The sequence below is a fragment of the Acinetobacter sp. MD2 genome (assembly GCF_035615575.1).
Taxonomy (GTDB): domain Bacteria; phylum Pseudomonadota; class Gammaproteobacteria; order Pseudomonadales; family Moraxellaceae; genus Acinetobacter.
Map to the genome: position 1 here is coordinate 404,056 of NZ_VTDK01000001.1, position 25,521 is coordinate 429,576.

The following is a 25,521-nucleotide window of genomic DNA, read 5'->3' on the forward strand; positions in this document are numbered from 1 at the left end:
ATGAAAGTCGTACTTAGAAAGTACGACCAATTTGGAATTGAACTGCTTGGGTGTCATCACCCTCTTTTTTGTTCAATGGGAATGCATAGCTAATTGATAACGGCCCAATCATGGTAATCCATGTCAAACCAACCCCTGCACTATAGCGCAAATTACCAACATCAAGTCCAAAATTGTCTTTGCAATATTGTTTTGCTTGATCTGCGGTATAACTATTGGTTGCTGTATTGAACGCACCTACATTTTTACATTCAGTGTCAAAAGTTTGACCACCTTCAACAAACAACGTTGGTCTAACCTGACGCGCCCAATCACCTTTAGAAGGAACAGGTAAAATCAATTCTGCGCCGAATTGCACTAAAGCATTACCACCAGTAGCATCGGTACTTGAGTCTGTAATTTTATTCCCACTATAGTAAACACCGGGATAACGAGGACCTAAGGTGTTGTCTTCATAACCACGCACCGAGCCCCAACCACCTGCATAGAAGTTTTTCCAGAATGGTAAGTCATGGCCATAACCAAGCTTTCCATAACCATGCAAGCCAAAGCCCAAACCAATTGGGAAGAAAACTTGGCCGCTATAGGTCAGTTTTTGGTATTCAGCATCACTGCCTGGTAGTGCCACTTCTAAATTAACGTTATGTAATTGACCAGAAGTTGGTAGCATTGGACGGTTTAAAGTGTTGAATGACCATCCAAGGTTAACTAGATAATTGAGATAATCACCCTCAAACTCACTATCGTAAGTGGTTGATGTTGCATTTCCATTTGCATCTACAACATTTGCCTGAGCTTTAGCTTTACCATCATGACTTAATAAGTAATCTCTAAATGCAGTTGAACCATAGATATCAGTTGAGATACTGGTTTTTTCAATTCCAATAGAACCACTTAAACTTTGGTTTTCGTCAATTGGATAAGAAAGGCTAGTATTTGCCCCATACGTTTCTGAGTAGTAATCACTGACGTGATAATTATCATAAGGCTTGGTTTTTTTGTAGTAAACATTATAACCTGCACTAATGCCATCAATAGTAAAATATGGATCAGTCACTGAAAGGTTATAGTTGGTCGAGTACGATGAACGGGTAAAGTCAAAACCAACACTTTTACCTGTACCTAAGAAGTTAGATTGGCTAATGCCTGCTTGGTAAGTGATACCGCCACTTTGAGAATAACCAATGGCTAAAGTACTTGTCCCCGAGTGTTGTTCTTCAACATTAACGTCTAAATCAACTTGGTCAGGTACATTTGGAATACGAACAGGTTTGATATCAACTGTTTTAAAGAAGCCTGTACGTTCTAAACGAACTTTAGATAAATCAATTTTTTCATTACTTGCTAAAGCGCCTTCCATTTGGCGCATTTCACGACGTAATACTTGATCTTCAGTTTTGGTGTTACCTGAGAAGTTAATACGACGAATGGTCACTTGTTGACCTGGATTAATGTAGTAATTTACATCAACTACTTTATTGTCATTATTAATTTGAGGTACAACATTGACTTCGGCAAAATAATAGCCTGCATTGCCATATTTACGCAGCAATAAGTTTTTTACTGCATCCACTTTTTCTTGCGAATAAGTGTCACCATCTTTATATAGTTGTAGTGTTTTTAATTCTTCAGGTTTAAATAAAGTATCACCTAAAAACTTAGTTTGACCGACTTTAAATTGTTGACCTTCATCGATTGAGACTTCAACGAAGATATTTTTTTTGTCTTCGCTAATATTTAAGTTCGATGAATTGACTGTGAAATTAATATAGCCGTTATTTAGATATAACGCTTTTAGTGCATCTAAACTTGCCGACATACGCTCTTTGGCATAACGGTCATTGCGAGTAACGATAGATGACCAACTGCTTTCTTTAAGTGCAAAAGCTTGTTTAATTTCATCATCTTTAAAAACATGATTACCAATCACATTAATTTCAACAACTTTTGCAGCCTTACCTTCATCAAAGTTAACTGTTAAATCAACACGATTATTTGGACGTGCTGTGGTTGTCACAGTAACTTTAGCGTCATATCGACCTTGCTGAACATACTGCTGTTCAAGTTCAGTTTCGATATTTTGTAAAGTTGATTTTTTCAGCACTTCACCTTCTGCAATTCCCATCTTCTTGAGACCATCTTGCAGTGCTTCTTTCGGAATCAGTTTGTTGCCTTTAAACTCAACTTTTGAAATAACGGGACGCTCAACCACATTAAACACCAAGCTCGAACCTTGTTGTGATGCTTTGATATCATCAAACAAACCAGAGCCATATAGCGAATGAATCGCACTGTTTAACACTGCATCATTAACACGGTCACCACTTTTAATTGGCAATATGCTATATAAGTTGGCAGGTGTCAGACGAACCAATCCATCAAATTTAATATCTTGAGCAACGAATTCGTCTGCCGCATAGACTTGTTGTACAGCAGCCATTGCACTAATCAGTGCCAAAGGCATAAAAATATGTGAGTGACGCATGCCTATTTTTCCACTAAGTTGAATATTGTGTAAATCCTGTTTTATAACCGCATAAAATCATTAAATAAAGCGAGGATCATCATACTTCCAAGCAATACCATACCGATTTTAAACCCAATAAGCTGTACTTGTTCCGAAACTGGTTTCCCTCTAATCGCTTCGATAACATAATAAATTAAATGCCCGCCATCAAGCATGGGAATAGGTAAAAGATTTAAAATCCCTAAACTCACACTCATGAGCGCCATAAAGGAAATAAATGTTTGCCATCCCATTTCAGCGCTTTGGCCAGCAACTTTGGCAATCGTGATCGGGCCTGATAAATTTTCTAACCCAATTAAGCCGCGTACCATTTTAACCATAGAATTTAAAATCATACCCGAAATTTCACCAGTTTTTTGTACAGCTTTTTCTACAGCTTGTAGTGGTGAATATTGAATGGTTTGTTTATAACTCTCTGGTACAACAACTTTTTCTGTTGCAGCTTTAACCCCAAGCATACCCGTAACATTGCCCATATTATCACGCTTGCCTTGAGGCATGACTGATAAATTAACCAATTGACCGTGTCGCAACACTTGAATATTTAATAATTTCTCTGGAGATTTTTGTACAATATCAACTACATCAAACCAATCTGGGGTTTTAACTTGGTTAATTGCAACAATAATATCACCCGCTTTCATTCCCTGACGAATTGCAGCGCCATCTACGCTCAACTCTGAAATAGTCGGTGTAATATGCGGACGATATGGCAAAAATCCAACACTTTCAAATGGCGAATCTGCTTGATTTTTCAAAAATTGATGAATGGGTAAACTAAAGTTTTTAAGCGAACCTTGGTGTTCCGCTTGAACCATAATTTCCCCTGTTTCACCCGCACGGTCAACTAAAGCAAAATTAAGTGCTTCCCATGTTGGTGTTTGTTTACCATCAATTGTAACAATTTTATCGCCTGTTTTAAGTCCTGCAACAGCAGCAGCAGTGTCAGGCAACACTTTACCAATACGTGTATTAAGCTGTTCTTGCTTTGGTAAAAATAGAATCCAAAACAATAACATAGCAAACAATAAGTTAATGACAGGTCCCGCTGCAACAATAGCAAAGCGTTTCCATACGGGCTGCCGATTAAATGCATAAGCTGCATCTTCAGGTTTTACTTCACCTTCACGCTCATCAAGCATTCGCACATAGCCACCCAAAGGAAGTAGCGAAAGTCGGTATTGAATCCCTGTTTTTTTCGAAGTCCAATTTAAGATTTTAGGGCCAAATCCAATCGAATACACCAATACTTTGACGCCTAAACGCCGTGCAACCCAGTAATGTCCAAACTCGTGAATAGCAATCAATGGCCCAAGCAATAAAATTGCTGCACAAATCATAAATAAGGCATTCATGCTAGGCCTCCTCGTTGTGTTGCAATATATTGCTGTGCTGCGCGACGTGCAGATGTATCTGCATCTAATATTGTATCTAAGTCATCGGCAGATGTGATTGCAATGTGATTTAAACTAAAATCAACCACTTCAGGAATTGCTGTAAATGGAATTTTTTGTGCTAAAAATGCGGCAACAGCAATTTCATTGGCTGCATTTAAAATTGCAGGTGCTGTACCACCACTTCGCATCGCTTGACGTGCTAAAGTTAATGCAGGAAAACGCTGTAAGTCAGGTTGTTCAAAATTCAAATGTTGATGACTAAATACATCAAGCGTAGGTACAGGTGCCGAGATACGATTTGGCCATGCCAATGCATGTGCAATTGGCGTACACATATCAGGATTACCCATTTGAGCCAAAGTCGAACCATCCACATATTGAACCATAGAGTGAATGATACTCTGTGGATGAATTACAACTGTAACAAAATGTTCTGAAATTGAAAATAAATGGCATGCCTCAATAAGCTCAAGCCCTTTATTCATCAGTGTTGCTGAATCAACTGAGATTTTTTGCCCCATCGACCAATTTGGATGCTTACATGCTTGTGCGGGAGTCACGGTTTGTAATTGTTCGATAGAGAAATTTAAAAATGGCCCACCCGATGCGGTTAATAAAATTTGCGATACGCCTTGTTTCGGTTGGTAATTTTCACGTTCTAATTGTAAGTAATTTTGCGGTAGACATTGAAAAATTGCATTATGTTCAGAATCTACAGGCAATAACAGCGCTTGGTGCTGCCTAGCTGCTTGCAGCATGATGTCACCCGACATAACCAAAGCTTCTTTGTTGGCAAGCAATACGCGCTTACCTGCCTTGACTGCCGCCAATGTCGGTAATAACCCTGCCGCCCCGACTATAGCCGCCATGACCACATCAACTTCAGGATGCGATGCCGCAGCGATTAGCCCTGCTTCATCTGCTAAAATTTCAATCTGTTGCAACTGATGTTGTTTTAACAATTGTGCAAGGTGATCAACAAGTTCTGTCGGCACAACTGCAATTTTAGGCTTAAACTGTTTGCATATTGCAACTAACTCATCTATTCGACTATTTGCCGTTACAGCATAAACCGTATATTTTTCAGGATGTTCAGCTAAAACTTTTAAAGTACTCTGACCAATCGAACCTGTTGCGCCTAATATACAAACAGTTTGTGACATTTATAAATCTACACCCATCATTTTTAAAAGATAAAGACCCGTTGCAAAAATAGGCGCCGCAGCCAATAACGAGTCGATTCGATCGAGGACACCACCATGACCCGGCAAAATGTGTCCAGAATCTTTAACACCTGCACGACGTTTAATCATAGACTCGAACAAATCGCCTTGTACTGAACCTAATACCGTTATCATCGACAAGGCTAAGAATAAAAAGTGCTGTGGTAACGTTAAATCTAAATAATAATGCTGTACAGCCAAAACAATTATAACAGTCAGACTAATCCCGCCCATTAAACCTTCTACTGATTTATTTGGACTGACGTTCGGTGCCATCTTACGACGCCCCAATTTTCGCCCCACAAAGTACGCCCCACTATCCGCTCCCCAAACCAATAGGAAGAGATACATTAACCACCAAGGAGAACTTTCCCAAACAGAAAATATTGCTGTAATTGCAGCAGAAATTAGAACTAAACCAATAATATTTAAACTTTTATTATACCAAGCATCATATTTTGGAAAGTTTTTAACCCAATACACACTTAACAACCAAACTAGAATAGACGCTGTCCAAAAAATTAATTGGATATCATGATAATACAGTGCAATCACTGCAACCATCAGTGCTAAAAAAGTATATCCCCAAGTAAACATGGGACGTGTTGATGGGTTCTGCACAGGCATTAATTTATACCACTCATATCCTGCAATGGTTGCCGCAACAGCCATTAAAATCAACATAGGATAGTGTGATGCAGTGGCAAACATACAACTTAGAACAATTGCCACCAATACCAATGCGGTTTTTATCCGCTCAAACATGAATTATTTCTCAATTTTCTCTTGTAGAATTTGTTCTGAAGTTTTGCCAAAACGACGTTCGCGTTGTGCAAATATTTTAAATGCACGATCTAACTCTTGTATGGTGAATTCTGGCCATAATGTATCAGTAAAATACAATTCAGCGTACGCTGTTTGCCAGAGTAAGAAATTAGAAATACGATAATCACCGCCAGTACGAATCAGTAAATCTACTGCGGGCAAATCATTTAGCTGCACATATTGACCAAAAAGTTGCGCATCGATGTTTTCTAGCTGAATTTCTTGCTGTATCACCTTTGCCGCAATTTCTTTTGCCGCATTGGCAATATCCCACATCCCACCATAACTAATTGCAATGGTTAAGGTCATTTTATGGAAATGTGCAGTTTGTGCTTCTGCCGAAATCAGTAGTGCTTGTAAATCACGCGTTAAACGCGAGCGATCTCCAATAAAACGCAAGGCAATTTCAAACTCAATCATCCGTGGGATTTGTTCATGCACTGCTTGTTCTAGCAAGTGCATCAACAAATCAACTTCGGCCTGTGGTCGGTTCCAATTCTCACTTGAAAATGCAAAAACCGTTAAGGCTTGAACACCAACTTCACGACAATGTTCAACAATTGGGTCAAGTGTTGACTTACCCTCTCGATGACCATCCCCTTGCTCAAGGTGCTTTTTCTTAGCAAAGCGATTGTTGCCATCCATGATGATGGCAACATGTTGAGGAAGATGAATGTCGGCTAATGTCGTCATTCATTAAACCTTCATTAACTCTTCTTCTTTAGCAGCAAGACGCTTGTCAACTTCTGCAACATATTTATCAGTGATCTTTTGAATATCATCTGCTGCGCGGCGCTCATCATCTTCAGAAATTTCTTTTTCTTTCAACAATGCTTTAATGTCGCCTAATACATCGCGGCGGATATTACGAATCGCAACTTTGGCATTTTCAGCTTCAGTACGTGCAACTTTCTGCATGTCGCGGCGAGTTTCTTCCGTTAAAGCAGGTAATGGAACGCGTATTGTGTCTGACGTGATTGGATTTAAACCCAAGTCGCTTTCACGAATTGCTTTATCAATTGCAGAAACCATTGTACGTTCAAATGGTTGAACGACCAACATACGTGAATCTTCAATGCCCACGTTTGCCACTTGGTTTAAAGGAACATCTGAACCATAGTAAGGAACCATCACACCGTTTAAAATAGATGGGTGGGCACGGCCTGTACGAACTTTAGCAAAACCAAGTTCTAAAGACTCCATCGACTTTTGCATGCGCAATTCGCCGTCTTTTTTAAGATCGTTAATCATCTGATTTACCTTACTTTCTCAAAACATTTAAATAAAAATTAGCGCTAGTATAAAGAGCTTTCTCGCTCACGTACATTAGTTCGTGACGCGAGTACCTTCTTTTTCACCCATAACGACAGATAAAAGTGCACCAGATTTGTTCATATCAAAAACTTGGAGTGGAACATTGTGGTCACGACATAAGCAAATGGCTGTTAAGTCCATTACACCTAATTTCTCATCTAAGACTTGATCGAATGTAAGTGAGTCATATTTCACTGCATCGTCGTATTTGCTTGGGTCTTTATTATAAACACCGTCCACTTTCGTCGCTTTTAAAATCAAATTCGCTTCAATTTCAATACCACGTAAACATGCAGCTGTATCGGTTGTAAAGAATGGATTGCCTGTTCCTGCAACAAATACACACACTTCGCCATTACCCAAATGACGAATTGCATCACGGCTTGAATATGGTTCAACCACTGTACCGATTGAAAGTGCCGACATTAAACGAGTTTTAATATTGCGACGAACCAAGGCATCACGCATTGCTAAGCCATTCATTACCGTTGCAAGCATTCCCATTTGGTCGCCTGTTACACGGCCAACCAAACCATCTTTTTGCAATTGACTACCGCGATAAAGATTACCACCACCCACAACAATACCGACTTGCACACCCAAACCAACCAAATGAGCAATAGATAAAGACATTTGATCAAGCACTTGCGCATCAATTCCCATGTCTTTATTTCCAGCCAAAGCTTCACCAGAAAGTTTTAATAAAATTCGTGCATAACGTGGATTTTTAGACGCCGACATACCTGTTCTCCAAATCGAATAATTTCAAAAAATTAAGATTTCGTTTTACTTCAAGCCGATTTAATTTGAATCAATTTTGCATATAAATCGTATTCATCTGCATCGGTGATTTCAACTTCAAGTAAGTCACCTGCTTTAATGATTGATTTGTCAATATCTTCAACAAAGACATTACCATCAATTTCAGGTGCATCTGCATACGAACGTGCAATCGCAACTGGAAATTCATCTTCTAAATCATCTACCAACACGGTCATGATCTGACCAACACGTTGCTTTAATTTAGCAGCAGAAATTTCTTGCTGAACTTGCATGAAACGCTCATAGCGTTCTTGTTTGATTTCTTCTGGCACATGATCGGGTAAGTCATTTGCTGTCGCACCTTCTACAGGTGAATAAGTAAAACATCCTACGCGATCGAGTTTGGCTTCTTTCAACCAATCTAAAAGCAATTGGAAGTCTTCTTCTGTCTCACCAGGGAAACCAACAACAAACGTTGAACGAATGACTAAATCAGGACATTTTTCACGCCAAACTTTTAAGCGCTCTAAAGTATTTTCGCTATGCGCAGGGCGTTTCATGAGTTTAAGAATACGCGGGCTGGCATGTTGGAATGGAATATCCAAATACGGTAAAATTTTACCTTGTGCCATTAAGTCAATCACTGCATCGACATGTGGATATGGATAGACATAATGTAAACGCACCCAAATTCCAAGCTGACCTAGTGCTTCACACATGTCATAGAATTTGGTTTTAACCGGCTGACCATTCCAAAAATCAAGCTTGTATTTAGTGTCTACACCATATGCTGAAGTATCTTGTGAAATCACTAACACTTCTTTGACACCTGCACGTTTTAGTGCAGCAGCTTCGTCAAGCACAGAGCCCACAGGACGTGAAACCAAATCACCACGCATACTTGGAATAATGCAGAAAGTACAACGATGGTTACAGCCTTCTGAAATTTTCAAATACGCATAATGTTTAGGGGTTAGACGAATGCCTTGTTCTGGAACTAAGTCAATAAATGGGTTATGTTTTGGTGGTGCAGGGACATATTCATGTACTGCTTCCATGACATCCTGATATGCTGCCGCGCCTGTTACTTTTAAAACATTCGGGTGCATTTGTCTGATTTTGTCTTCATCCTTACCTAAACAGCCTGTTACAATAACACGACCATTTTCACTCATTGCTTCACCAATCGCATCTAACGATTCTTGAACGGCAGACTCAATAAAACCACAGGTGTTTACGACGACTAGATCAGCACCATCATAATCTGAGGCAACTTGATAACCCTCAGTACGCAACTGGGTTAGGATACGCTCAGAATCGACCAATGCCTTAGGGCAACCTAAAGAGACAAAACCGACTTTGGGGGATTTCATGCAACAACTACTCCACTATAATGCGCGTATTGTATGTCTTTTCATGGCATAAGCATAGGTATAAAAAGCAATGAATCCCTAACGCACCAAAACATTGCTCAAGTTTTGACTACCTAAATATTTTGCACCAAATTAGGGCGAACACCATCTGTTTTTGTTATCCTTGCACTCTCATCTTACTCGAACACTGCAATACGTTTTGAATTTCACTTTTTTTTTGCTTAAAAATAAGACATTCTAGAAAGTTGGCTTACATTTTGCTTAAATCTGACCATATTCAATTTATGCATGTTCCATAACAGGGAGCAAAAAAGGTATGAAAAATATGCCATTGCGCCATTTTACATCAGGAAGATTTTGCTAATGGATCAGCCCACAATTGATTATCGACTTTTGGTGGACAATTTAACTACTGCTATTTTGTTAGCAGATAAAAACTTAAATATATTTTACCTTAACTCTGCCTGCGAAACTTTGTTTGATATTAGTTTACTTCGCGCCTCTGGCATGCCTGTAACGCAGTTATTACAAGCACCGAATGACCATTTTGATACCCGTGAAGCCCTTTTAAATACCTTAAAAGTTGGTCAGGCTTACACGCGCCGTGAAGCGACAATTAATGTTAATTTTAAAGATATTCATGTCGATTATTCAGTATCCCAACTCAATACAGGTAAGGCACATCATCCACTGCTGATTATTGAACTAAACCCAATTGACCGAATGCTGAAAATTTCTAAAGAAGAGAATCTAATCCAACAGCATCAAGTGACACGACAACTCATTCGAGGTGTCGCACATGAAATTAAAAATCCGTTGGGCGGAATTCGTGGTGCAACTCAGCTTCTAGCACGTAGCTTGAACGACCCTCAGTATGATGAATTCACTGATATTATTATTAATGAAGTCGATCGTTTACGCACTTTAGCCGACACTATGCTTGGTTCACGCCAATTACCTAGCTATTTAGATGTAAATGTGCATGAACCACTCGAACGCGTACGTTCACTCATTACCAATCAAACCAAAAAGAAAATCAAAATTATCCGAGATTATGACTTGTCTTTGCCTGACATTAAGGCCGATCGTGATCAACTGATTCAAGTCATGCTCAATATTAGTGTGAACGCCGTACAAGCGATGCTTGAAAACAAAGAATTTTTTACCGAGCACAAACCTGAACTTATTTTACGTACCCGTATCCAGCGTTTAGTCACCATTAATGGCGTGCTTAATCGCTCTGCGGTACGTATTGATATTGAAGATAATGGCCCAGGTATTCCTGAAGATATTTTAGAGTCTGTTTTTTATCCACTGGTTACTGGTCGTGCCAATGGTACAGGACTGGGTTTAAGTATCGCTCAAAATATTATGCATCAACACAACGGAATGATTGTTTGTCATTCCGTACCTGGAAAAACAACATTTAGCTTATATTTACCGTGGGAGTCGCAACATGTCGCGAAATAAAATTTGGGTGATTGATGACGATCGCGCCATGCGTTGGGTCTTAGAAAAAACCTTTAAAGAAGAAGGCTTTGACGTTACTAGCTTTGAAGAGGCACAAAGTGCTTTAGATCAACTTTTAGAAGAAGCACCTGATGTTATCTTAACCGATATTCGTATGCCCGGTATTGATGGACTGACTTTCTTAGGCAAAGTTAAAAGCAATTATCCAGATTTACCTGTCATTATTATGACAGCACATTCAGATTTAGAATCTGCGGTATCAAGTTATCAAACAGGTGCATTTGAGTATTTACCAAAACCATTTGATATTGATGAAGCTTTAGCACTGGTCAATCGCGCAATTTTACATATCACAAAATTGCAACAGCAAGAGTCTGCTAAAACCACGCTACCGCTACAATCGACTGAAATTATTGGTGAATCTCCTGCAATGCAAGAGGTTTTCCGTGCCATTGGTCGTTTGTCTCAGTCACATATTACAGTTCTGATTAATGGTGAGTCAGGCACAGGTAAAGAACTTGTTGCCCATGCCTTGCATCGCCATTCTCCACGTAAAGCGAAGCCCTTTATTGCCTTAAATATGGCAGCAATTCCAAAAGATTTAATTGAAACGGAGTTGTTTGGTCATGAAAAAGGGGCATTTACAGGGGCAAACACCCAACGTCAAGGTCGTTTTGAACAGGCCAATGGTGGCACATTGTTTCTAGATGAAATTGGTGACATGCCATTTGAAACACAAACGCGCTTATTACGCGTTTTGGCTGATGGTGAGTTTTATCGTGTTGGTGGGCACATTCCTGTTAAAGTGGATGTGCGTATTGTCGCCGCAACTCATCAAGACCTTGAAAAACTGGTCAATGAAGGTCGCTTCCGTGAAGACTTATATCATCGTTTAAATGTCATTCGCATTCATATTCCGAAACTTGCACATCGTAGTGAAGATATTCCAATGCTTGCACAACACTTCTTAGAAGATGCAGGTAAAGAATTGAACGTGAGTGCTAAAATTCTGCGTCCAGAAACCGTTAGCTATATGAAACAACTGCCTTGGCCGGGCAATGTACGTCAGCTTGAAAATACCTGCCGTTGGCTGACAGTCATGATTACAGGGCGTGATGTTTATCCTGAAGATTTACCGAATGAATTGAAGCAAATTCCAATTCATAAAGCAGGTGAAGTAACGACAGCCCCACTTGGCACACCAGAACATCCAAACACGCAACAATGGGATGAATCGCTTGGTTTATGGGCGGTACAAAAATTGCGTAATGGTGAAATGAAAATTCTTGACATTGCAACGCCAATGTTTGAAAAGGTGCTAATTAACGCAGCCCTTCAACAAACACGCGGACGCAAACGCCATGCAGCAGAACTTTTAGGTTGGGGGCGTAACACCCTGACACGTAAGCTAAAAGAATTAGGGATGGATACTGCTGACGATGAGGAAGAAGAAACTACACACGCCGATTCATAGTCAAAATTGATGTATAAAAGCTGCATTTTTTAGATGCAGCTTTTTTATGAAAAATATTCGCAATAAAATAAAAATATGCTATAAATGATAATAATTATCATTTTAAGTTAGAGCAGTCATGTGGACTTTTCGCCAAAGTAGAAATGCACTCAATGAGAATCTTACTCAGCTTTATCAAAATTTAGATACAGACCTAAAACTCGGACAGCACAAACAGGTATTAAAAACCTTACAGCAATTGCAAAAGCGCTATCCGCAAGACCCTCGTTGGATGACTCGACTTGGCATTGTATACGAACACCAAAGTCAGAAATGTCTTGCCTATCACTGGTATTTATCTGCGGCAGAAAAGAATTATGCTGCGGCTTTTTATCATTTAGGTTGTATTGAAATGAGTCGACATAACCATCGTTTAGCCGAACATTATTTAAAACAAGCCACTCTTCAAAATTATGCACATGCTTTTTTGGCTTTAGGTGAGATGTATTTTCAAATAAGCCAATATCAATTTGCGATTGAAGCATTCAAAAAAGCCTTAGAGCAACAAGTTATTGAAGCTTGGTTGCCACTAAGTAGAATTTATTTAATTCTTAAAGACTTCAAGCAAGCAAAATTATCCTTGGAAGCTGCATTTGAACATGATTTAACCTATAGCGCGCATTATTTGGGAGTTTATTATCAAAGCTTACATCGCTACTCCGAAGCTAAAGATTGGTATACCTATGCATTTCAAGTTGAAAAGAACCTGACTTCACTCGAAAACTTAGGTAAAGTTTTTTGCAGTGAAGGACAAATTTTGTATGGGGAAACGCTGATTACCATTGCACAAAAGCTTGATCAACAACAAGCTCTTAACCACAATCAACAACAACTTTTAGATCAAATCTTGGGTTATTTAAAGCCAAAAATTTTCCCGACAGAGGACTAAATCTACGACTTAACCTTATTTTTATCAAGGGATTTGCTATACTCTGATTGATCCCGTGAATTACATAAATGTATGTCAGCAGACCAATTCCCCCCTTGCCCTTGTCATCTTCCACCTCAAACCAAACGTGGTGTAGAGCGCCGTTTGGCATTTTTGGAATCTGCAAGCCAGCTTTTCATTGAAAAAGGCTATGATGACGTTTCTTTAGATGATGTGGTTCAACATGCAGGTGGTTCTAAAGCAACTATTTACAAATATTTTGGTAGTAAAAAAGGATTATTTAAAGCCATTTGTGACTATAGACGCGATTTATTTTTACAAGATTTATTTCAAGAAACCAGTCAATTTGAGTATCTTGAATTACGCACTTTTTTACTTCAAACGCTCGATAATTTTTATCAACACATTACCCAAATCGATAACCGAAAATTTATTCGACTTTTGTTTGAACAAGTCAAGTACGACCCAGATTTATCTGAATATATCTATCAAGCCTGCCCCGTCAAAATTTTGGCTCATGTCAGTCAAAAACTACGCTATGCACATGACAATGGTCTCATTTTTTGTGAAAACCCAGATGATGCCGCAAAAATTTATTTAGGTATTCTCTGGCACATTGAGTGGAAAATTTTTATGGGTGTAACCCTCACGGAAAACCCGAGTGATATTCAAAATTACATCCTCTATAGCGTCGATTTATTTTTAAAATCCTTACGTAATCCATAATGCTTTGCATTTTTTTATCGTTATCAGTATATTAATCGATTCCTTTTTTTCTCTTAACAAACGACATATTGTTATAAACGTTAATTATAACAATAATGGGGTAAGCCATGGCTCTGCGGCATTTTTTGACTTTACGTGACCTCTCTACAGCTGAACTTAATCGTGTGATTGCCCGAGCGCAAGAACTGAAAAAGCTTCAACACGAAAACAAACTTTATCAACCTTTTACTGGTAAAGTCTTAGGGATGATTTTTGAAAAGTCTAGCACCCGTACTCGTGTTTCATTTGAAGCAGGTATGAGCCAATTTGGCGGTAGCGCAATTTTCTTGTCTCCACGCGACACACAACTTGGACGTGGCGAACCCATTGAAGATTCAGCACGCGTTATTTCAAGCATGCTTGATATTGTGATGATTCGTACCTTTGGTCACGACATTGTTGAGCGTTTTGCCTCTTATTCAAAAGTTCCTGTGATTAACGCATTAACTGACGACCATCATCCTTGCCAATTGCTGGCAGATGTACAAACTTTTGTTGAGCACCGTGGTAGCATTGAAGGTAAAACCGTAGCATGGATCGGTGATGGCAATAATATGTGTAACTCATATATTGAAGCTGCACATATGTGGGGATTTAAACTCAAAATTGCTGCGCCAAAAGGCTATGAACCTAAGCCTGAGTTTTTATCTGAATTTGCACATTGTGCAGAACTGGTTGAATCAGCTGAAGATGCGGCGGTTAATGCCGACTTAATTGTGACCGATGTTTGGGCTTCTATGGGACAAGAAGAAGAACAAAAAATTCGTGAAGCAGCTTTTGCCGATTACCAAGTCAATGAACGTTTGATGAGCCTCGCCCATCCAGATTGTTTATTTATGCACTGCTTACCTGCTCACCGTGGCGAAGAAATTTCTGAAACAATGCTAGATCACTTAAACGCAGTGGTTTGGGACGAAGCAGAAAACCGCTTACATGCACAAAAAGCTTTAATGGAATTTTTAATTCTTGAAAATTTAAAGCCAAATTAATTTTAGCCAGTAGACTGGTTTAATACTGGTCTACTGTATTTTTACAACAATTAAAATATAAATATGACGATAATACCAAGCTCTATTAATGCAATTTTTTAAAATAATATTTAGATATCTGCCTCTATTACAGCAAATATGAATCCAGTATGAATACAATCCCCTCTTTATTTTTTGATGAAGTATTTATTTACCTTGATTACGTATAAAAATCTTTTATTTAAATTTGCTTAGGCTATTTTAGTGGGATTTTAAATTTACAACGTTAGTGGAATTTAGCGTACTAAACCATGTGGTTGTAAAATAATAATTGCTGCGCCAAATATGACAATCATCGCACCAGTAATATCCCAGCGTGTAAATGGAATTTGATCGACAAAGCGCAACCAAAGTAATGCGGTAAAAATATAAACACCACCATAAGCCGCATAAATTTTACCCGATGCGGCGGGATGTAAAGTTAAAAGCCATACAAAAATGCTTAGGCTAATTACAGTAGGCAACCACAACCATGCCGACCTCCCCTGATTCAAGATTAAATAAGGGAAATAACAACCCAACAGTTCAGCAATTGCGGTTATAAAGAATAACCCGAACACGTACAGTATTCGGGTTATTTCAGTTGAATCAAGTAACATTTAAGCGGGTTCAGCTGTCTGATCTTCAAAAACAGAAAGTTGTAAACCAACTGCTTTACCATTGTCTTTTTTCACAGTTACAGCAACATTACCACCATGCTCTGCCAACTCACCAAATAGAATCATTTCGGCAAGTGGCTTTTTCAAGTGCTCTTGAATCAAACGTTGCATTGGGCGTGCACCCATTAAACGGTCATAGCCATGCTCTGCCATCCAATCACGCGCACTTTGATCAACCTCAAGTACAACTTTTTTATCATCTAACTGTGCTTGCAATTCGGTTAAGAATTTATCTACCACCGACTCGATAATCACAGATGGCAATGCTTTAAATTGAATCACGCTGTCTAAGCGATTGCGAAATTCTGGCGAGAATGCACGTTTCATTGCTTCTTGATTATCGCTACTGTTGTCTTGTTCGGTAAAGCCCATACTGGTACGAGAAATACTCTCTGCACCAATATTGGTAGTCATTACCAAAATCACATTACGGAAATCTGATTTTCTGCCATTATTGTCAGTTAAAGCGCCGTGATCCATAATTTGCAACAATAAGTTATAAACATCAGGATGCGCTTTTTCAATTTCATCTAACAATAAAACACAGTGTGGATTTTTATGAATCGCATCCGTTAACAGTCCACCTTGGTCAAAGCCAACATAGCCCGGAGGCGCACCAATTAAACGTGAAACCGCATGGCGCTCCATATATTCCGACATGTCAAAACGCACAAGTTCCACACCAAGCAAGCGTGAAAGCTGTTTGGTCACTTCAGTTTTACCCACCCCTGTTGGGCCTGCAAATACAAAATTCCCCACAGGTTTGTCTGGCGCTTTAAGCCCTGCACGCGACAATTTAATCGCCGATGCCAGTGCCGTAATTGCCTCATCTTGACCAAAGACCACACGTTTTAAATCACGCTCTAGATTTTCAAGAACAGATTTATCGTCTTTAGATACGGTTTTTGGTGGAATACGTGCAATTTTAGACACGATATCTTCAATGTTTTCAACTGTAATATTACGATCAACATTACTTTTTAAACGACGCTGTGCCCCTGCCTCATCAATTACATCAATCGCTTTGTCCGGTAAGAAACGATCATTAATGAATTTAGCAGATAACTCCACCGCAGCAACTAAAGCTTTATCGTCATACTCAACATGATGAAAATCTTCAAATTTAGATTTCAAACCACGTAAAATATCAATGGTTTCATTAACACTTGGCTCATTTACATCAATTTTTTGGAAACGACGTGATAATGCATGGTCTTTTTCAAATACTTGACGATACTCTTGGAACGTGGTTGAACCAATACAACGTAAAGTTCCATTTGCAAGTGCAGGTTTAATTAAGTTTGAAGCATCCATTGTGCTGCCCATGCTAGAGCCAGCACCAATAATCATATGAATTTCATCAATAAATAAAATTGCATTTGGATTTTTCTTTAAAGCAGTTAATAATTGCTTTAAGCGTTTTTCGAAGTCGCCTCGATACTTTGTACCTGCAACCAATGCACCAATATCTAAACTGTAAATTTCGGCTTTGCTTAATGGTTCAGGTGCTTTTCCATTAACAATGAGCCAAGCCAAACCTTCAGCAATTGAGGTTTTACCCACGCCAGGGTCACCGACCAATAACGGATTATTTTTGCGGCGGCGACATAAAATTTGCGCAGCACGTTCAATTTCTTTTTCACGACCAATTAATGGATCGGTTTTACCCTTAGATGCTTCAAGATTAAGATTTAAAGTATATAAGTCTAATGGGCCAGATGCAGCAGTTGGATTCTCGCCTTCTAAATCATCACTTTCTTCTTCAACTTGAATTTCATCTTTACGTGTGCCATGAGACAAATATTGGGTCAAGTTTAAGCGATTAATTTGGTGGCGTTTGAGTAAGTAAACTGCAAAAGCATCGCGTTCAGAGTACATTGCAACTAAAACATCTGCACCTTCTACTGTGCGGTCTGTACCACTTGATTGCACATGAAAAATGGCACGCTGCAAAATTCGGTCAAAACTTTCGGTTGGATGTGGTGCTTGTTCGTTATTTTCACCCAATTTTGGCGTATGTTGCTCGACATATTCTTCAAGCTCTTTACGTAGCAACACAACATCTGCACCGCACGCTTTTAAAGCATTTACAGCAGAATCGTTATCTAATAATGCGAGGAGTAAATGCTCGACCGTCAAAAACTCATGTCTTTTTTGACGAGCCATACTGACAGCTAAACGTAGTGATACTTCTAATTGACGACTAAGCATGTGACCTCCTATACCTTATAATTTTGGCTCAATCTGACAAAGTAATGGATGACCTTGAGAGCGAGCGTAGTTGTTCACCTGATTTGCTTTCGTTTCAGCAATATCACGCGGATAGGTGCCTGCGACACCTTTCCCTTCATAATGTACTGTTAGCATTACTTGTGTGGCTTGGTCAAGATTCAACGCAAAAAAATCTTGTAAAATTTCAATAACAAAATCCATCGGGGTGTAATCATCGTTCATCAACACCACTACGTACAAAGGCGGACGCTTCAATTCAGGCGGTGCAGTCTGTAAGGCAATGTCGCCATCATCCACATCATTTTGCCCATCATGCATCATGGGTTGGATATGCCAATCGACATAACCCGATTGTTGAAAACGGATTTTGGCATCAATTAAACTGGTTTTACACTTCATTTTTTGCATAGGGGTGTTTTTCATCACTTACTGAGATTTTGCCTCAGCTTGAGGCACTTCTGATACAAATGTTGCAGGCGTTTCAACTTCAGGCCCACGTAGCCAACTAAAGCGTTTAGTTTCAGAAACGCTACCATTGACTCGCACTTCAATATATTGTGGTACAAAGCCTTTTGGCATGGTCCAACGCCCTGTTAAACGGGAAAAATCGGCAAAGTTGAAGTTTTTATCTTCCATCGGAACAACAAGCACTTCTGCACCACGTACAAGGCGAATTTCTACTGTTCCTGTCGCATTACGCCCAATTGGACTTGCCTGCACTAAATCAAGTTGATACTCATAGGCATTTTCAGGCAAGGGCTGAATGCTTAAATTCTGAATGGTCAGGCTTAAACCACCCCGATCTTTGAGTACATTACGATAAATTTGGCTTTGACCTTGGGCAATCGATAAATCTGCCTTGGCATTATTGAGAGCATCAGTTAAGTCATCGGTATTTCCAACAGCCAAGTCACGCTCTTGGATGGCAAGGTTGTATGCTTTATTTAAATTATCTAAGTTATCTTTTTGTTTCTTCACCACGTCAACCAATTGCTGCGCATCAGCATCATATCCTACAACAGTTAAGCCCTGACGATGTCCAACTGTATAGCCGAGTACGCCGCCCCCTGTAAATAAAATGATTGCACCTAACAACAAATAAGTATTCGGCATTTTCATTCTTTTTATTTCAAAGTCATCTGACATCATCGGTTTTTCTGTCATATTAAATACTCAATCACAAAGCACGCCGAAAACACGGCGTGCAGATAAAATGTATTGTCGAGTTAAGGCAATAAACCAATGCCTGCCAAGCCTTCATCTTCAGCAAAACCAAACATGATATTCATGTTTTGAATCGCTTGCCCTGCTGCGCCCTTAACCAAATTATCTTGTGCAGACAAAATAACCAGTTTTTTCGGGCCAATTTTATATAAAGCTAAACGTAATTGATTTGCACCACGTACGCTACGTGTTTCAGGCGAACTTCCCGCAGGCATCACATCCACAAAGCTTTCGGTTTGATAAAATGCTTCATATAACGCTTGTAGGTCAAGCGCTGCCCCTTCGTCAGTTAAATCGACATAAATGGTGCTCAGCATGCCACGAATCATCGGAACCAAATGCGGTACAAATACGAGGTCGTTAAATACGCCTTTTTGACCAGAAATACCTTCTAACGCTTCCACAATTTCAGGATGATGACGATGACCTGCCACAGCATAAGCTTTAAAGTTGTCGGCATTTTCACTATAAATCATACCTAAACTGGCTTTACGTCCTGCACCAGATACCCCCGATTTTGCATCAATAATAATACTTTCGGGTTTAATTAAAGCTTGTGCCGACTTTAATAACGGCGCTAAACCCAATTGTACCGTTGTTGGGTAGCAACCGGGGTTACCAATCACCATTGCCGATTGAATACGCTCACGATTGAGTTCAGACAAACCATAAACCGCATCTTTTAAAATGTCAGGGCAGCTATGTTGCATGCCATACCATTTTTCAAATTGTTGCAAATCTTGTAAACGAAAATCTGCGGCAAGGTCAATGACTTTGGTATTGGCAGCAGTCAGTTCGGCTGCGTGTTTCATAGCAACGCCATGTGGTGTTGCAAAAAAGACCACGTCACATTGTTTTAAAATATTAAGGTCTAAATCTGAAAAAGCTAAGTCGGTGTGGCCACGCAAACTTGGAAACATATCAGCCACAGGCTTACCAGCTTCGGTACGCGAAGTGAGTACATCTACACGTACTTGTCGGTGTTTTAATAATAATCTGAGTAACTCAACACCTGTATAACCCGTTCCACCGACAATACCAACTGAAATCACGACTTAACCTCATGTTTGTGTTTTAAACTTGGGTTAGTATGACAGGAAGCCACTAGTTTCAAAACACTTTCACATGTAAAAGTCACGGCTTTTTGTTGTCTAGTGCGAGTTTTTCAAACAAAGTTTAAGCCTCAAGCCACCATGCTGGCCATTTAAATTGCTTTAGTTGCTGCTGATGTTGCAGATAGTTGGGATCAAACTGCCGCACGGCGCGCCAAAATGCAGGACTATGGTCAAAATGCTGGGTATGCACCAATTCATGGATACACACATAATCTATTAATGCTTCTGGCAATAAAACCAAAGCGGCATTAAGCATAATCTTATGTTTGCTTGAACAACTCCCCCAACGACTTTTGGCATGTCTAACTTGTAAACCCTGAAAAGGCAAGTTTATGCTTAGGCTATTTTGTTGTAATTTTTGAGGTAGAACCACTTTCGCATATTCAACAATAAATCGTTTAAGCGCCAATGCCGCATTGTTGTGCTGTAAAAATAATGTATTTGTGCTGCCATCAAACTGAAATAAGTTTTTTTGCTCAATGCGTTGAATCTGCGTCGGTTTATTTTGCCCAAACAATTGTAATTGTATTGGAAAATCAACGGCGTTCTGTTGCCCCACTTTCTGCCACGTTTCAATTAACCATGCTTCCGATTGCTTCAAAAACTGGTCAATCTGGCCTTGGCTACAGCGTGGTGGCACGGTCAAACAAATTTGATGTGAATAAACACGTAAGCGCAAAGACTTTGCCCTTACGTGTCTTACAATCTTTACTTTCGGTAAAGTGCTCATACTTTATTGGGCAGTACGTTCTTCAATGCCGTTGTCGGTGGCAACAATGGCAATATCGGCTTTATTTAAAGCAAAAATTCCGTTTGTGACTACACCCGGAATATTATTAATGGTTTTTTCAATCTCTAATGCATCTAAGATATTTAAGTTAAAAACATCTAAAATAACATTACCGTTGTCTGTGACCACACCTTCACGGTAAACCGGGTCACCACCTAACGCCACCAATTTACGTGCCACAGCCGAACGTGCCATTGGAATGACTTCTACAGGCAATGGAAATTCACGCCCTAACTGACCTACCCATTTAGAATCATCTACAATACACACAAATTTTTTCGCAATGGATGCCACAATTTTTTCGCGAGTTAATGCCGCACCGCCGCCTTTAATCATGTGCATATGACGGTCAATTTCGTCTGCACCGTCTACATAAGCATCTAAACCACCTACGTGGTTCATATCAATCACTTCAATACCCAACTTTTGTAAACGCTCTGCGGTTGCAGTTGAGCTTGCAACTGCGGCTTCTAATTGTAACTGTGGCAACAAATCAATTAAGAAATTAACGGTGCTTCCTGTGCCCACCCCTAAAATCCCACCACGGGGCAAATGTTTCAGCGCCGCTTCAGCCGCCGCTTTCTTTTTCTCGTCTTGGGTTGTATATAAACTCATAAGTAAACTCAGTAATTGAAATCAATGATGGATTTGCCGCAATTTATCAGCGCAAATCTTTAGGGGTTTGCTACAATGCAGGCTTATTTTAAACTGTTAAATGGAAGATGAACATGTTGTTTCGCTTGGTAAGACAAATTTTACAAGCAACAGTCTACGATGTTGCCATAGAATCTCCTCTTGAAGCAGCACCACGAATGAGTCAAAAGCTTAATAATAATATTCGACTCAAACGTGAAGACCTACAACCCGTGTTCTCTTTCAAGCTACGTGGTGCGTATAACCGCATTAGCCAACTGTCAAAAGAGCAGCTTGAACGTGGTGTGATTACAGCATCGGCAGGCAACCATGCCCAAGGTGTCGCACTTTCTGGGGCAAAACTTGGCATTGAAGCGATTATTGTCATGCCAAAAACTACCCCCGATATTAAAATTCAGGCAGTAAAACGCTTAGGGGGCAATGTTGTGCTACACGGAGATGCCTTCGATGCTGCCAACAAATACGCACAAGAACGCGCAAAAGATGAAGGCTTAACCTTTATTCCGCCTTACGATGATGAAATGGTGATTGCAGGTCAAGGCACTATTGCCAACGAAATTCATCGTCAATGGCGTGAAGTCGATTATATTTTTGTGGCTGTTGGTGGTGGTGGCTTAATCTCGGGAATTGCTGCCTATTTTGGCGAAGTTGCACCACACATTAAAGTGATTGGAGTTGAATATGATGAATCAGCTTGTTTAAAAGCAGCACTAGCAGCCAATGAACGTGTCATTTTACCGCAAGTAGGCTTATTTGCAGACGGTACGGCGGTAGCACAAATTGGCAAATTGCCTTTTGATATTTTACGCATGGATAAATCGGACGGTTCAGGTAAAGTGATTGAGCCTGACATCATTACCGTCAATACCGACGAAATTTGTGCAGCCATTAAAGACACTTACGATGAAACGCGCAGTATTGTCGAACCGTCGGGCGCAATGGCTTTAGCTGCAATCAAGAAATTTGTGGGTGAAACCCAAATTGAAGGCAAAAACATGGTGTCGATTGTTTGCGGCGCCAATATGAACTTTGACCGCTTACGTTATATTGCCGAACGCACCGAATTAGGCGAGCATAAAGAAGCGATTTACGCAGTGACCATTCCAGAGCAAAAAGGCGCTTTCTTAGATTTCTGCCGTGCATTACAAGGTCGAAACATTACCGAATTCAACTATCGCTGTAATGATGAATCGTCTGCACAGGTTTTTGTCGGTATTAGCTTAAAAGGCGGTCAGACAGAACGCTTAGAAATTTTAAGCTTGCTACAAGCCCATTACGATGTTGATGATTTATCTGACGATGAAGTGGCAAAACTGCATATTCGTTATTTAATTGGTGGTCACGCACATTTAGACAACGAGCGTTTATTCCGTGTCGAGTTCCCTGAACGTCCGGGCGCTTTACTGACCTTCTTAGAGCGTTTAGGGCCAAACCACAATATTTCACTGTTCCACTACCGTAACCACGGCGCAGCCGAAGGTCGGGTTTTAGTCGGCTTACAAGCCACCGATGCAACAGAAAACCCCGACGTACTCATTGAAACTCTCGAAAATATTAGTTATCCGTATATAGAGATTACTGACAACGTAGGCTATAAGCGTTTCTTAAAATAATCGTTTAATTGAAAGCAAAATATGAAATGGCTACTCCGTTGAGTAGCCATTTTTAATTTTTGGAGGCTTTATTAACTTGGTGCAGAAATATTGTAAATTCTTTTAAGGTCAGCTTAAATCTAGTGCATCACTCAAACCAATAAACTGTTTTTCAATTGGTGTGAAGACATGTCCACTACGTGCAATTAAATACAGACCAATTTTTCGATACGCTTCTGGTGCATCTTGATAATACTGAATCTTAAACTTTGAAAGTAATGATTTGGCAATCATTGAAATTCCCATTCCTAGTTGAGTAAATTCAACCAATGCTTCATGGTCATAAATATGCGTCAGATCTCCTTTTGGAATCTGCTCATCTGCATAAATATGGTTTAAGATCGTTGCATAACAGCATGCTTCAGATGCTAATAAAATGTTTTGATGTGCAAGGCTGTTTTTCAAATTTTCATGATTAATTAGATTTTTACCAATAATCACCAACTCATCTTCAGCCTTTTGAATATATTGTAAATTCTTTTGAGTTGGATAGCCCAATACATAACCAATATCTAAACGCCCATTTAAAATTTCATCTTCAATATAACCTGTTGTACCGGTCTTTATCGTCACAGAGAAATCAGGATATGTACTGTACAACTGCTGAAACGGCGTATAAAAACGCATTCCACCTAAACTAGTATTGGTACCAAAGCGCAAAATATTGGTTTGTTGTTCAATCTTATTTTCAGTTTCCTCCCACATAAACATCATTTTTTTATATTGGGTATACAACTGCATTCCCGACTCGGTTAGGTCAACACCTTTAGGCTTACGAATAAAAAGCTGCTTTTTATAGTGATTTTCAATTTTCTTAATTTTTGCCGTCATATTCGATTGCAAATAATTTAACTTATGCGCAGCAGCAGTGATACTTTTTAGTTCTGCAACGGTAATAAAAGACCGAATGTCATTCATATCAATATTCATAGCATTATCTCACGCATATACGTTCATTCCAAAAGCCAACACACTTCGAAAGACATTAAAAAAAATGATGGGTACATCTAAATATAACATTATTCATGATATCTCTAGTTGTATAAAATCGAATCCATTCATCAAACTGAGTAAAATACATGAATATAAGAGTGATCGGTGCGATTGCATTATTATGTTTAGTCTGGGGGTCTTTATGGGGAATCGTAAAACATAGCCTACAGATTTTTTCACCATTCTTGTTTATTTCAGCTCGACTTATTTTGTCGGGACTAACATTAATGCTACTACAACGGATATTACATAAATCCATTTTGCCACAGCGTAATGAATGGCCCCGTTTAGTTACCTTAAGTTTTTTGGTTTGTATTGGTTTTTATGCCACACAGACCTTTGCCATGCAGTTTGTAGACTCAGGTTTATCTTCCGTATTGGTCTTTACCATGCCCATATTTATTGGTGTTTTAGCCCATTATATTTTGCATGAACATTTAAACCGACAAAAAATTATCGGTTTGATACTCGGTACTTTAGGTCTGATTTCGATCCTTTGGCCACAGTTACATCATTTAGGCTTAAATTTCTCGCTTATGGGACAAATCATTCTGATTAGTTCTGGTTTGTTCTGGGCACTTTCAACCATTTATATTAAAAAATACTTTGCACATTATGACAAAATTAAACTAACAATTTGGCAGTTCATGCTTGGCGGTATAGCCTTACTTTTATGTTCTTTGAGTTTTGAACCTATCCATTTAAAGATTTGGTTAAATCCTTCAAACTTACTGTCACTTTTATATATTGCCGTGATTGGAACAGGCTTTTCTTTTGCACTATGGAATTGGATTATTAGTCAGGTCGATACCTTTGTGGCATCAATCTCCATTATGTGTATTCCAATTATTAGCCTATTTTTTGCAGCCCTCGTTTGGCACGAAAATTTGACCTATAATATTTTAATCGGTGCAGCATTTATCTGTTTAGGGATTGTCATGAGTTCACTGAAAATAAAATCTCAAGCAAAACTAAGCCATTCTCATCTTAAAAAATAATTGCTGTGTATGTCTGCATAACGTGAAAAATGTTTTATGCAGACTTTACAGTCTATACAACTTATTTTTACGTGCCTTCATTGCACTTTCATCTTACAATCATTCTTCACCAAATATT

At 39.3% G+C, this 25,521-nt stretch carries 23 protein-coding genes; 7 read left to right on the forward strand and 16 right to left on the reverse strand.

Annotation, left to right across the window (positions count from 1 at the left end; genetic code table 11):
• Positions 1-13: 13 nt before the first annotated feature.
• The 8 genes from bamA to rimO all read right to left on the reverse strand — a co-directional run bounded on the left by bamA (position 14) and on the right by rimO (position 9,421).
• Complete coding sequence (bamA, locus tag FXN70_RS01955; RefSeq protein WP_324645731.1) at positions 14-2,485, reverse strand: outer membrane protein assembly factor BamA; 2,472 nt, start codon at positions 2,483-2,485, stop codon at positions 14-16.
• A 41-nt stretch (positions 2,486-2,526) separates the two neighbouring features.
• Positions 2,527-3,882 (reverse strand): RIP metalloprotease RseP, encoded by a 1,356-nt coding sequence (gene rseP, locus FXN70_RS01960; protein ID WP_324645732.1) that lies wholly within the window; start codon positions 3,880-3,882, stop codon positions 2,527-2,529.
• A complete protein-coding gene (gene ispC, locus FXN70_RS01965; protein WP_324645733.1) occupies positions 3,879-5,087 on the reverse strand; it encodes a 1-deoxy-D-xylulose-5-phosphate reductoisomerase in 1,209 nt (402 codons plus the stop codon). The genes rseP and ispC overlap by 4 nt, the downstream gene beginning before the upstream one ends.
• On the reverse strand, positions 5,088-5,912 hold the full coding sequence (locus FXN70_RS01970) for a phosphatidate cytidylyltransferase (protein WP_324645734.1): 825 nt from the start codon (positions 5,910-5,912) through the stop codon (positions 5,088-5,090).
• A gap of 3 nt (positions 5,913-5,915) precedes the next feature.
• Positions 5,916-6,665, reverse strand: a complete 750-nt coding sequence (gene uppS, locus FXN70_RS01975; RefSeq protein ID WP_324645735.1) for a polyprenyl diphosphate synthase — start codon at positions 6,663-6,665, stop codon at positions 5,916-5,918.
• A 3-nt stretch (positions 6,666-6,668) separates the two neighbouring features.
• Positions 6,669-7,223, reverse strand: coding sequence for a ribosome recycling factor (gene frr / locus FXN70_RS01980; protein ID WP_324645736.1), 555 nt, complete (start codon positions 7,221-7,223; stop codon positions 6,669-6,671).
• Between the two features lie 75 nt (positions 7,224-7,298).
• Positions 7,299-8,027, reverse strand: coding sequence for a UMP kinase (gene pyrH / locus FXN70_RS01985; RefSeq protein ID WP_324645737.1), 729 nt, complete (start codon positions 8,025-8,027; stop codon positions 7,299-7,301).
• Positions 8,028-8,077: 50 nt separating this feature from the next.
• Positions 8,078-9,421, reverse strand: a complete 1,344-nt coding sequence (gene rimO, locus FXN70_RS01990; protein WP_324645738.1) for a 30S ribosomal protein S12 methylthiotransferase RimO — start codon at positions 9,419-9,421, stop codon at positions 8,078-8,080.
• 363 nt (positions 9,422-9,784) lie between these two features.
• On the opposite strand from rimO, the gene glnL reads away from it, so the two are divergent.
• The 5 genes from glnL to argF all read left to right on the forward strand — a co-directional run bounded on the left by glnL (position 9,785) and on the right by argF (position 15,047).
• Positions 9,785-10,891, forward strand: coding sequence for a nitrogen regulation protein NR(II) (gene glnL / locus FXN70_RS01995; protein ID WP_324645739.1), 1,107 nt, complete (start codon positions 9,785-9,787; stop codon positions 10,889-10,891).
• The gene (gene glnG, locus FXN70_RS02000; RefSeq protein WP_324645740.1) at positions 10,878-12,365 is read left to right on the forward strand and encodes a nitrogen regulation protein NR(I); all 1,488 of its coding nucleotides are present in this window, start codon (positions 10,878-10,880) and stop codon (positions 12,363-12,365) included. Before glnL ends, glnG begins: the two co-directional genes overlap by 14 nt.
• Before the next feature lie 118 nt (positions 12,366-12,483).
• Positions 12,484-13,293, forward strand: coding sequence for a tetratricopeptide repeat protein (locus FXN70_RS02005; RefSeq protein WP_324645741.1), 810 nt, complete (start codon positions 12,484-12,486; stop codon positions 13,291-13,293).
• A 72-nt stretch (positions 13,294-13,365) separates the two neighbouring features.
• On the forward strand, positions 13,366-14,019 hold the full coding sequence (locus tag FXN70_RS02010; RefSeq protein WP_324645742.1) for a TetR/AcrR family transcriptional regulator: 654 nt from the start codon (positions 13,366-13,368) through the stop codon (positions 14,017-14,019).
• A 107-nt stretch (positions 14,020-14,126) separates the two neighbouring features.
• Positions 14,127-15,047, forward strand: coding sequence for an ornithine carbamoyltransferase (argF, locus tag FXN70_RS02015; RefSeq protein WP_324645743.1), 921 nt, complete (start codon positions 14,127-14,129; stop codon positions 15,045-15,047).
• A 275-nt stretch (positions 15,048-15,322) separates the two neighbouring features.
• Here the strand turns inward: argF and FXN70_RS02020 are convergent, their stop codons facing one another.
• From FXN70_RS02020 to rpiA, 7 genes are all read right to left on the reverse strand, one after another.
• The gene (locus FXN70_RS02020) at positions 15,323-15,685 is read right to left on the reverse strand and encodes a YnfA family protein (protein ID WP_324645744.1); all 363 of its coding nucleotides are present in this window, start codon (positions 15,683-15,685) and stop codon (positions 15,323-15,325) included.
• On the reverse strand, positions 15,686-17,956 hold the full coding sequence (clpA, locus tag FXN70_RS02025) for an ATP-dependent Clp protease ATP-binding subunit ClpA (protein ID WP_324645745.1): 2,271 nt from the start codon (positions 17,954-17,956) through the stop codon (positions 15,686-15,688).
• Between the two features lie 15 nt (positions 17,957-17,971).
• Positions 17,972-18,385 (reverse strand): ATP-dependent Clp protease adapter ClpS, encoded by a 414-nt coding sequence (gene clpS, locus FXN70_RS02030; protein WP_324645746.1) that lies wholly within the window; start codon positions 18,383-18,385, stop codon positions 17,972-17,974.
• Between the two features lie 18 nt (positions 18,386-18,403).
• Positions 18,404-19,126 carry a DUF6776 family protein gene (locus FXN70_RS02035; protein ID WP_324646052.1) on the reverse strand — a complete coding sequence of 241 codons (723 nt, stop codon included), beginning with the start codon at positions 19,124-19,126 and terminating at the stop codon, positions 18,404-18,406.
• A gap of 77 nt (positions 19,127-19,203) precedes the next feature.
• On the reverse strand, positions 19,204-20,253 hold the full coding sequence (argC, locus tag FXN70_RS02040) for an N-acetyl-gamma-glutamyl-phosphate reductase (RefSeq protein ID WP_324645747.1): 1,050 nt from the start codon (positions 20,251-20,253) through the stop codon (positions 19,204-19,206).
• A gap of 124 nt (positions 20,254-20,377) precedes the next feature.
• The gene (locus FXN70_RS02045) at positions 20,378-21,046 is read right to left on the reverse strand and encodes a SprT family zinc-dependent metalloprotease (protein ID WP_324645748.1); all 669 of its coding nucleotides are present in this window, start codon (positions 21,044-21,046) and stop codon (positions 20,378-20,380) included.
• 3 nt (positions 21,047-21,049) lie between these two features.
• Complete coding sequence (rpiA, locus tag FXN70_RS02050; RefSeq protein ID WP_324645749.1) at positions 21,050-21,721, reverse strand: ribose-5-phosphate isomerase RpiA; 672 nt, start codon at positions 21,719-21,721, stop codon at positions 21,050-21,052.
• A gap of 107 nt (positions 21,722-21,828) precedes the next feature.
• Here rpiA and ilvA point away from each other — a divergent pair, with 107 nt between their 5' ends.
• Positions 21,829-23,373: a threonine ammonia-lyase, biosynthetic gene (gene ilvA, locus FXN70_RS02055; RefSeq protein ID WP_324645750.1), complete on the forward strand. Its 1,545-nt coding sequence runs from the start codon at positions 21,829-21,831 to the stop codon at positions 23,371-23,373.
• A 108-nt stretch (positions 23,374-23,481) separates the two neighbouring features.
• On the opposite strand, the gene FXN70_RS02060 is transcribed toward ilvA, so the two are convergent.
• A complete protein-coding gene (locus tag FXN70_RS02060) occupies positions 23,482-24,342 on the reverse strand; it encodes a LysR family transcriptional regulator (RefSeq protein ID WP_324645751.1) in 861 nt (286 codons plus the stop codon).
• Positions 24,343-24,491: 149 nt separating this feature from the next.
• Here FXN70_RS02060 and FXN70_RS02065 point away from each other — a divergent pair, with 149 nt between their 5' ends.
• Positions 24,492-25,403 carry a DMT family transporter gene (locus FXN70_RS02065; protein ID WP_324645752.1) on the forward strand — a complete coding sequence of 304 codons (912 nt, stop codon included), beginning with the start codon at positions 24,492-24,494 and terminating at the stop codon, positions 25,401-25,403.
• Positions 25,404-25,521: the final 118 nt, after the last annotated feature.

Bases quoted from the DNA above. Each gene is read 5' to 3' on its own strand.
- rimO (WP_324645738.1), bottom strand. From the start codon at position 9,421: ATGAAATCCCCCAAAGTCGGTTTTGTCTCTTTAGGTTGCCCTAAGGCA.
- clpS (WP_324645746.1), bottom strand. From the start codon at position 18,385: ATGCAAAAAATGAAGTGTAAAACCAGTTTAATTGATGCCAAAATCCGT.
- FXN70_RS02005 (WP_324645741.1), top strand. From the start codon at position 12,484: ATGTGGACTTTTCGCCAAAGTAGAAATGCACTCAATGAGAATCTTACT.
- argF (WP_324645743.1), top strand. From the start codon at position 14,127: ATGGCTCTGCGGCATTTTTTGACTTTACGTGACCTCTCTACAGCTGAA.
- glnL (WP_324645739.1), top strand. From the start codon at position 9,785: ATGGATCAGCCCACAATTGATTATCGACTTTTGGTGGACAATTTAACT.
- glnG (WP_324645740.1), top strand. From the start codon at position 10,878: ATGTCGCGAAATAAAATTTGGGTGATTGATGACGATCGCGCCATGCGT.
- FXN70_RS02045 (WP_324645748.1), bottom strand. From the start codon at position 21,046: ATGAGCACTTTACCGAAAGTAAAGATTGTAAGACACGTAAGGGCAAAG.
- ispC (WP_324645733.1), bottom strand. From the start codon at position 5,087: ATGTCACAAACTGTTTGTATATTAGGCGCAACAGGTTCGATTGGTCAG.
- clpA (WP_324645745.1), bottom strand. From the start codon at position 17,956: ATGCTTAGTCGTCAATTAGAAGTATCACTACGTTTAGCTGTCAGTATG.
- uppS (WP_324645735.1), bottom strand. From the start codon at position 6,665: ATGACGACATTAGCCGACATTCATCTTCCTCAACATGTTGCCATCATC.
- bamA (WP_324645731.1), bottom strand. From the start codon at position 2,485: ATGCGTCACTCACATATTTTTATGCCTTTGGCACTGATTAGTGCAATG.
- rseP (WP_324645732.1), bottom strand. From the start codon at position 3,882: ATGAATGCCTTATTTATGATTTGTGCAGCAATTTTATTGCTTGGGCCA.
- FXN70_RS01970 (WP_324645734.1), bottom strand. From the start codon at position 5,912: ATGTTTGAGCGGATAAAAACCGCATTGGTATTGGTGGCAATTGTTCTA.
- FXN70_RS02035 (WP_324646052.1), bottom strand. From the start codon at position 19,126: ATGATGTCAGATGACTTTGAAATAAAAAGAATGAAAATGCCGAATACT.
- FXN70_RS02060 (WP_324645751.1), bottom strand. From the start codon at position 24,342: ATGAATATTGATATGAATGACATTCGGTCTTTTATTACCGTTGCAGAA.
- FXN70_RS02065 (WP_324645752.1), top strand. From the start codon at position 24,492: ATGAATATAAGAGTGATCGGTGCGATTGCATTATTATGTTTAGTCTGG.
- FXN70_RS02020 (WP_324645744.1), bottom strand. From the start codon at position 15,685: ATGTTACTTGATTCAACTGAAATAACCCGAATACTGTACGTGTTCGGG.
- pyrH (WP_324645737.1), bottom strand. From the start codon at position 8,027: ATGTCGGCGTCTAAAAATCCACGTTATGCACGAATTTTATTAAAACTT.
- ilvA (WP_324645750.1), top strand. From the start codon at position 21,829: ATGAACATGTTGTTTCGCTTGGTAAGACAAATTTTACAAGCAACAGTC.
- FXN70_RS02010 (WP_324645742.1), top strand. From the start codon at position 13,366: ATGTCAGCAGACCAATTCCCCCCTTGCCCTTGTCATCTTCCACCTCAA.
- frr (WP_324645736.1), bottom strand. From the start codon at position 7,223: ATGATTAACGATCTTAAAAAAGACGGCGAATTGCGCATGCAAAAGTCG.
- rpiA (WP_324645749.1), bottom strand. From the start codon at position 21,721: ATGAGTTTATATACAACCCAAGACGAGAAAAAGAAAGCGGCGGCTGAA.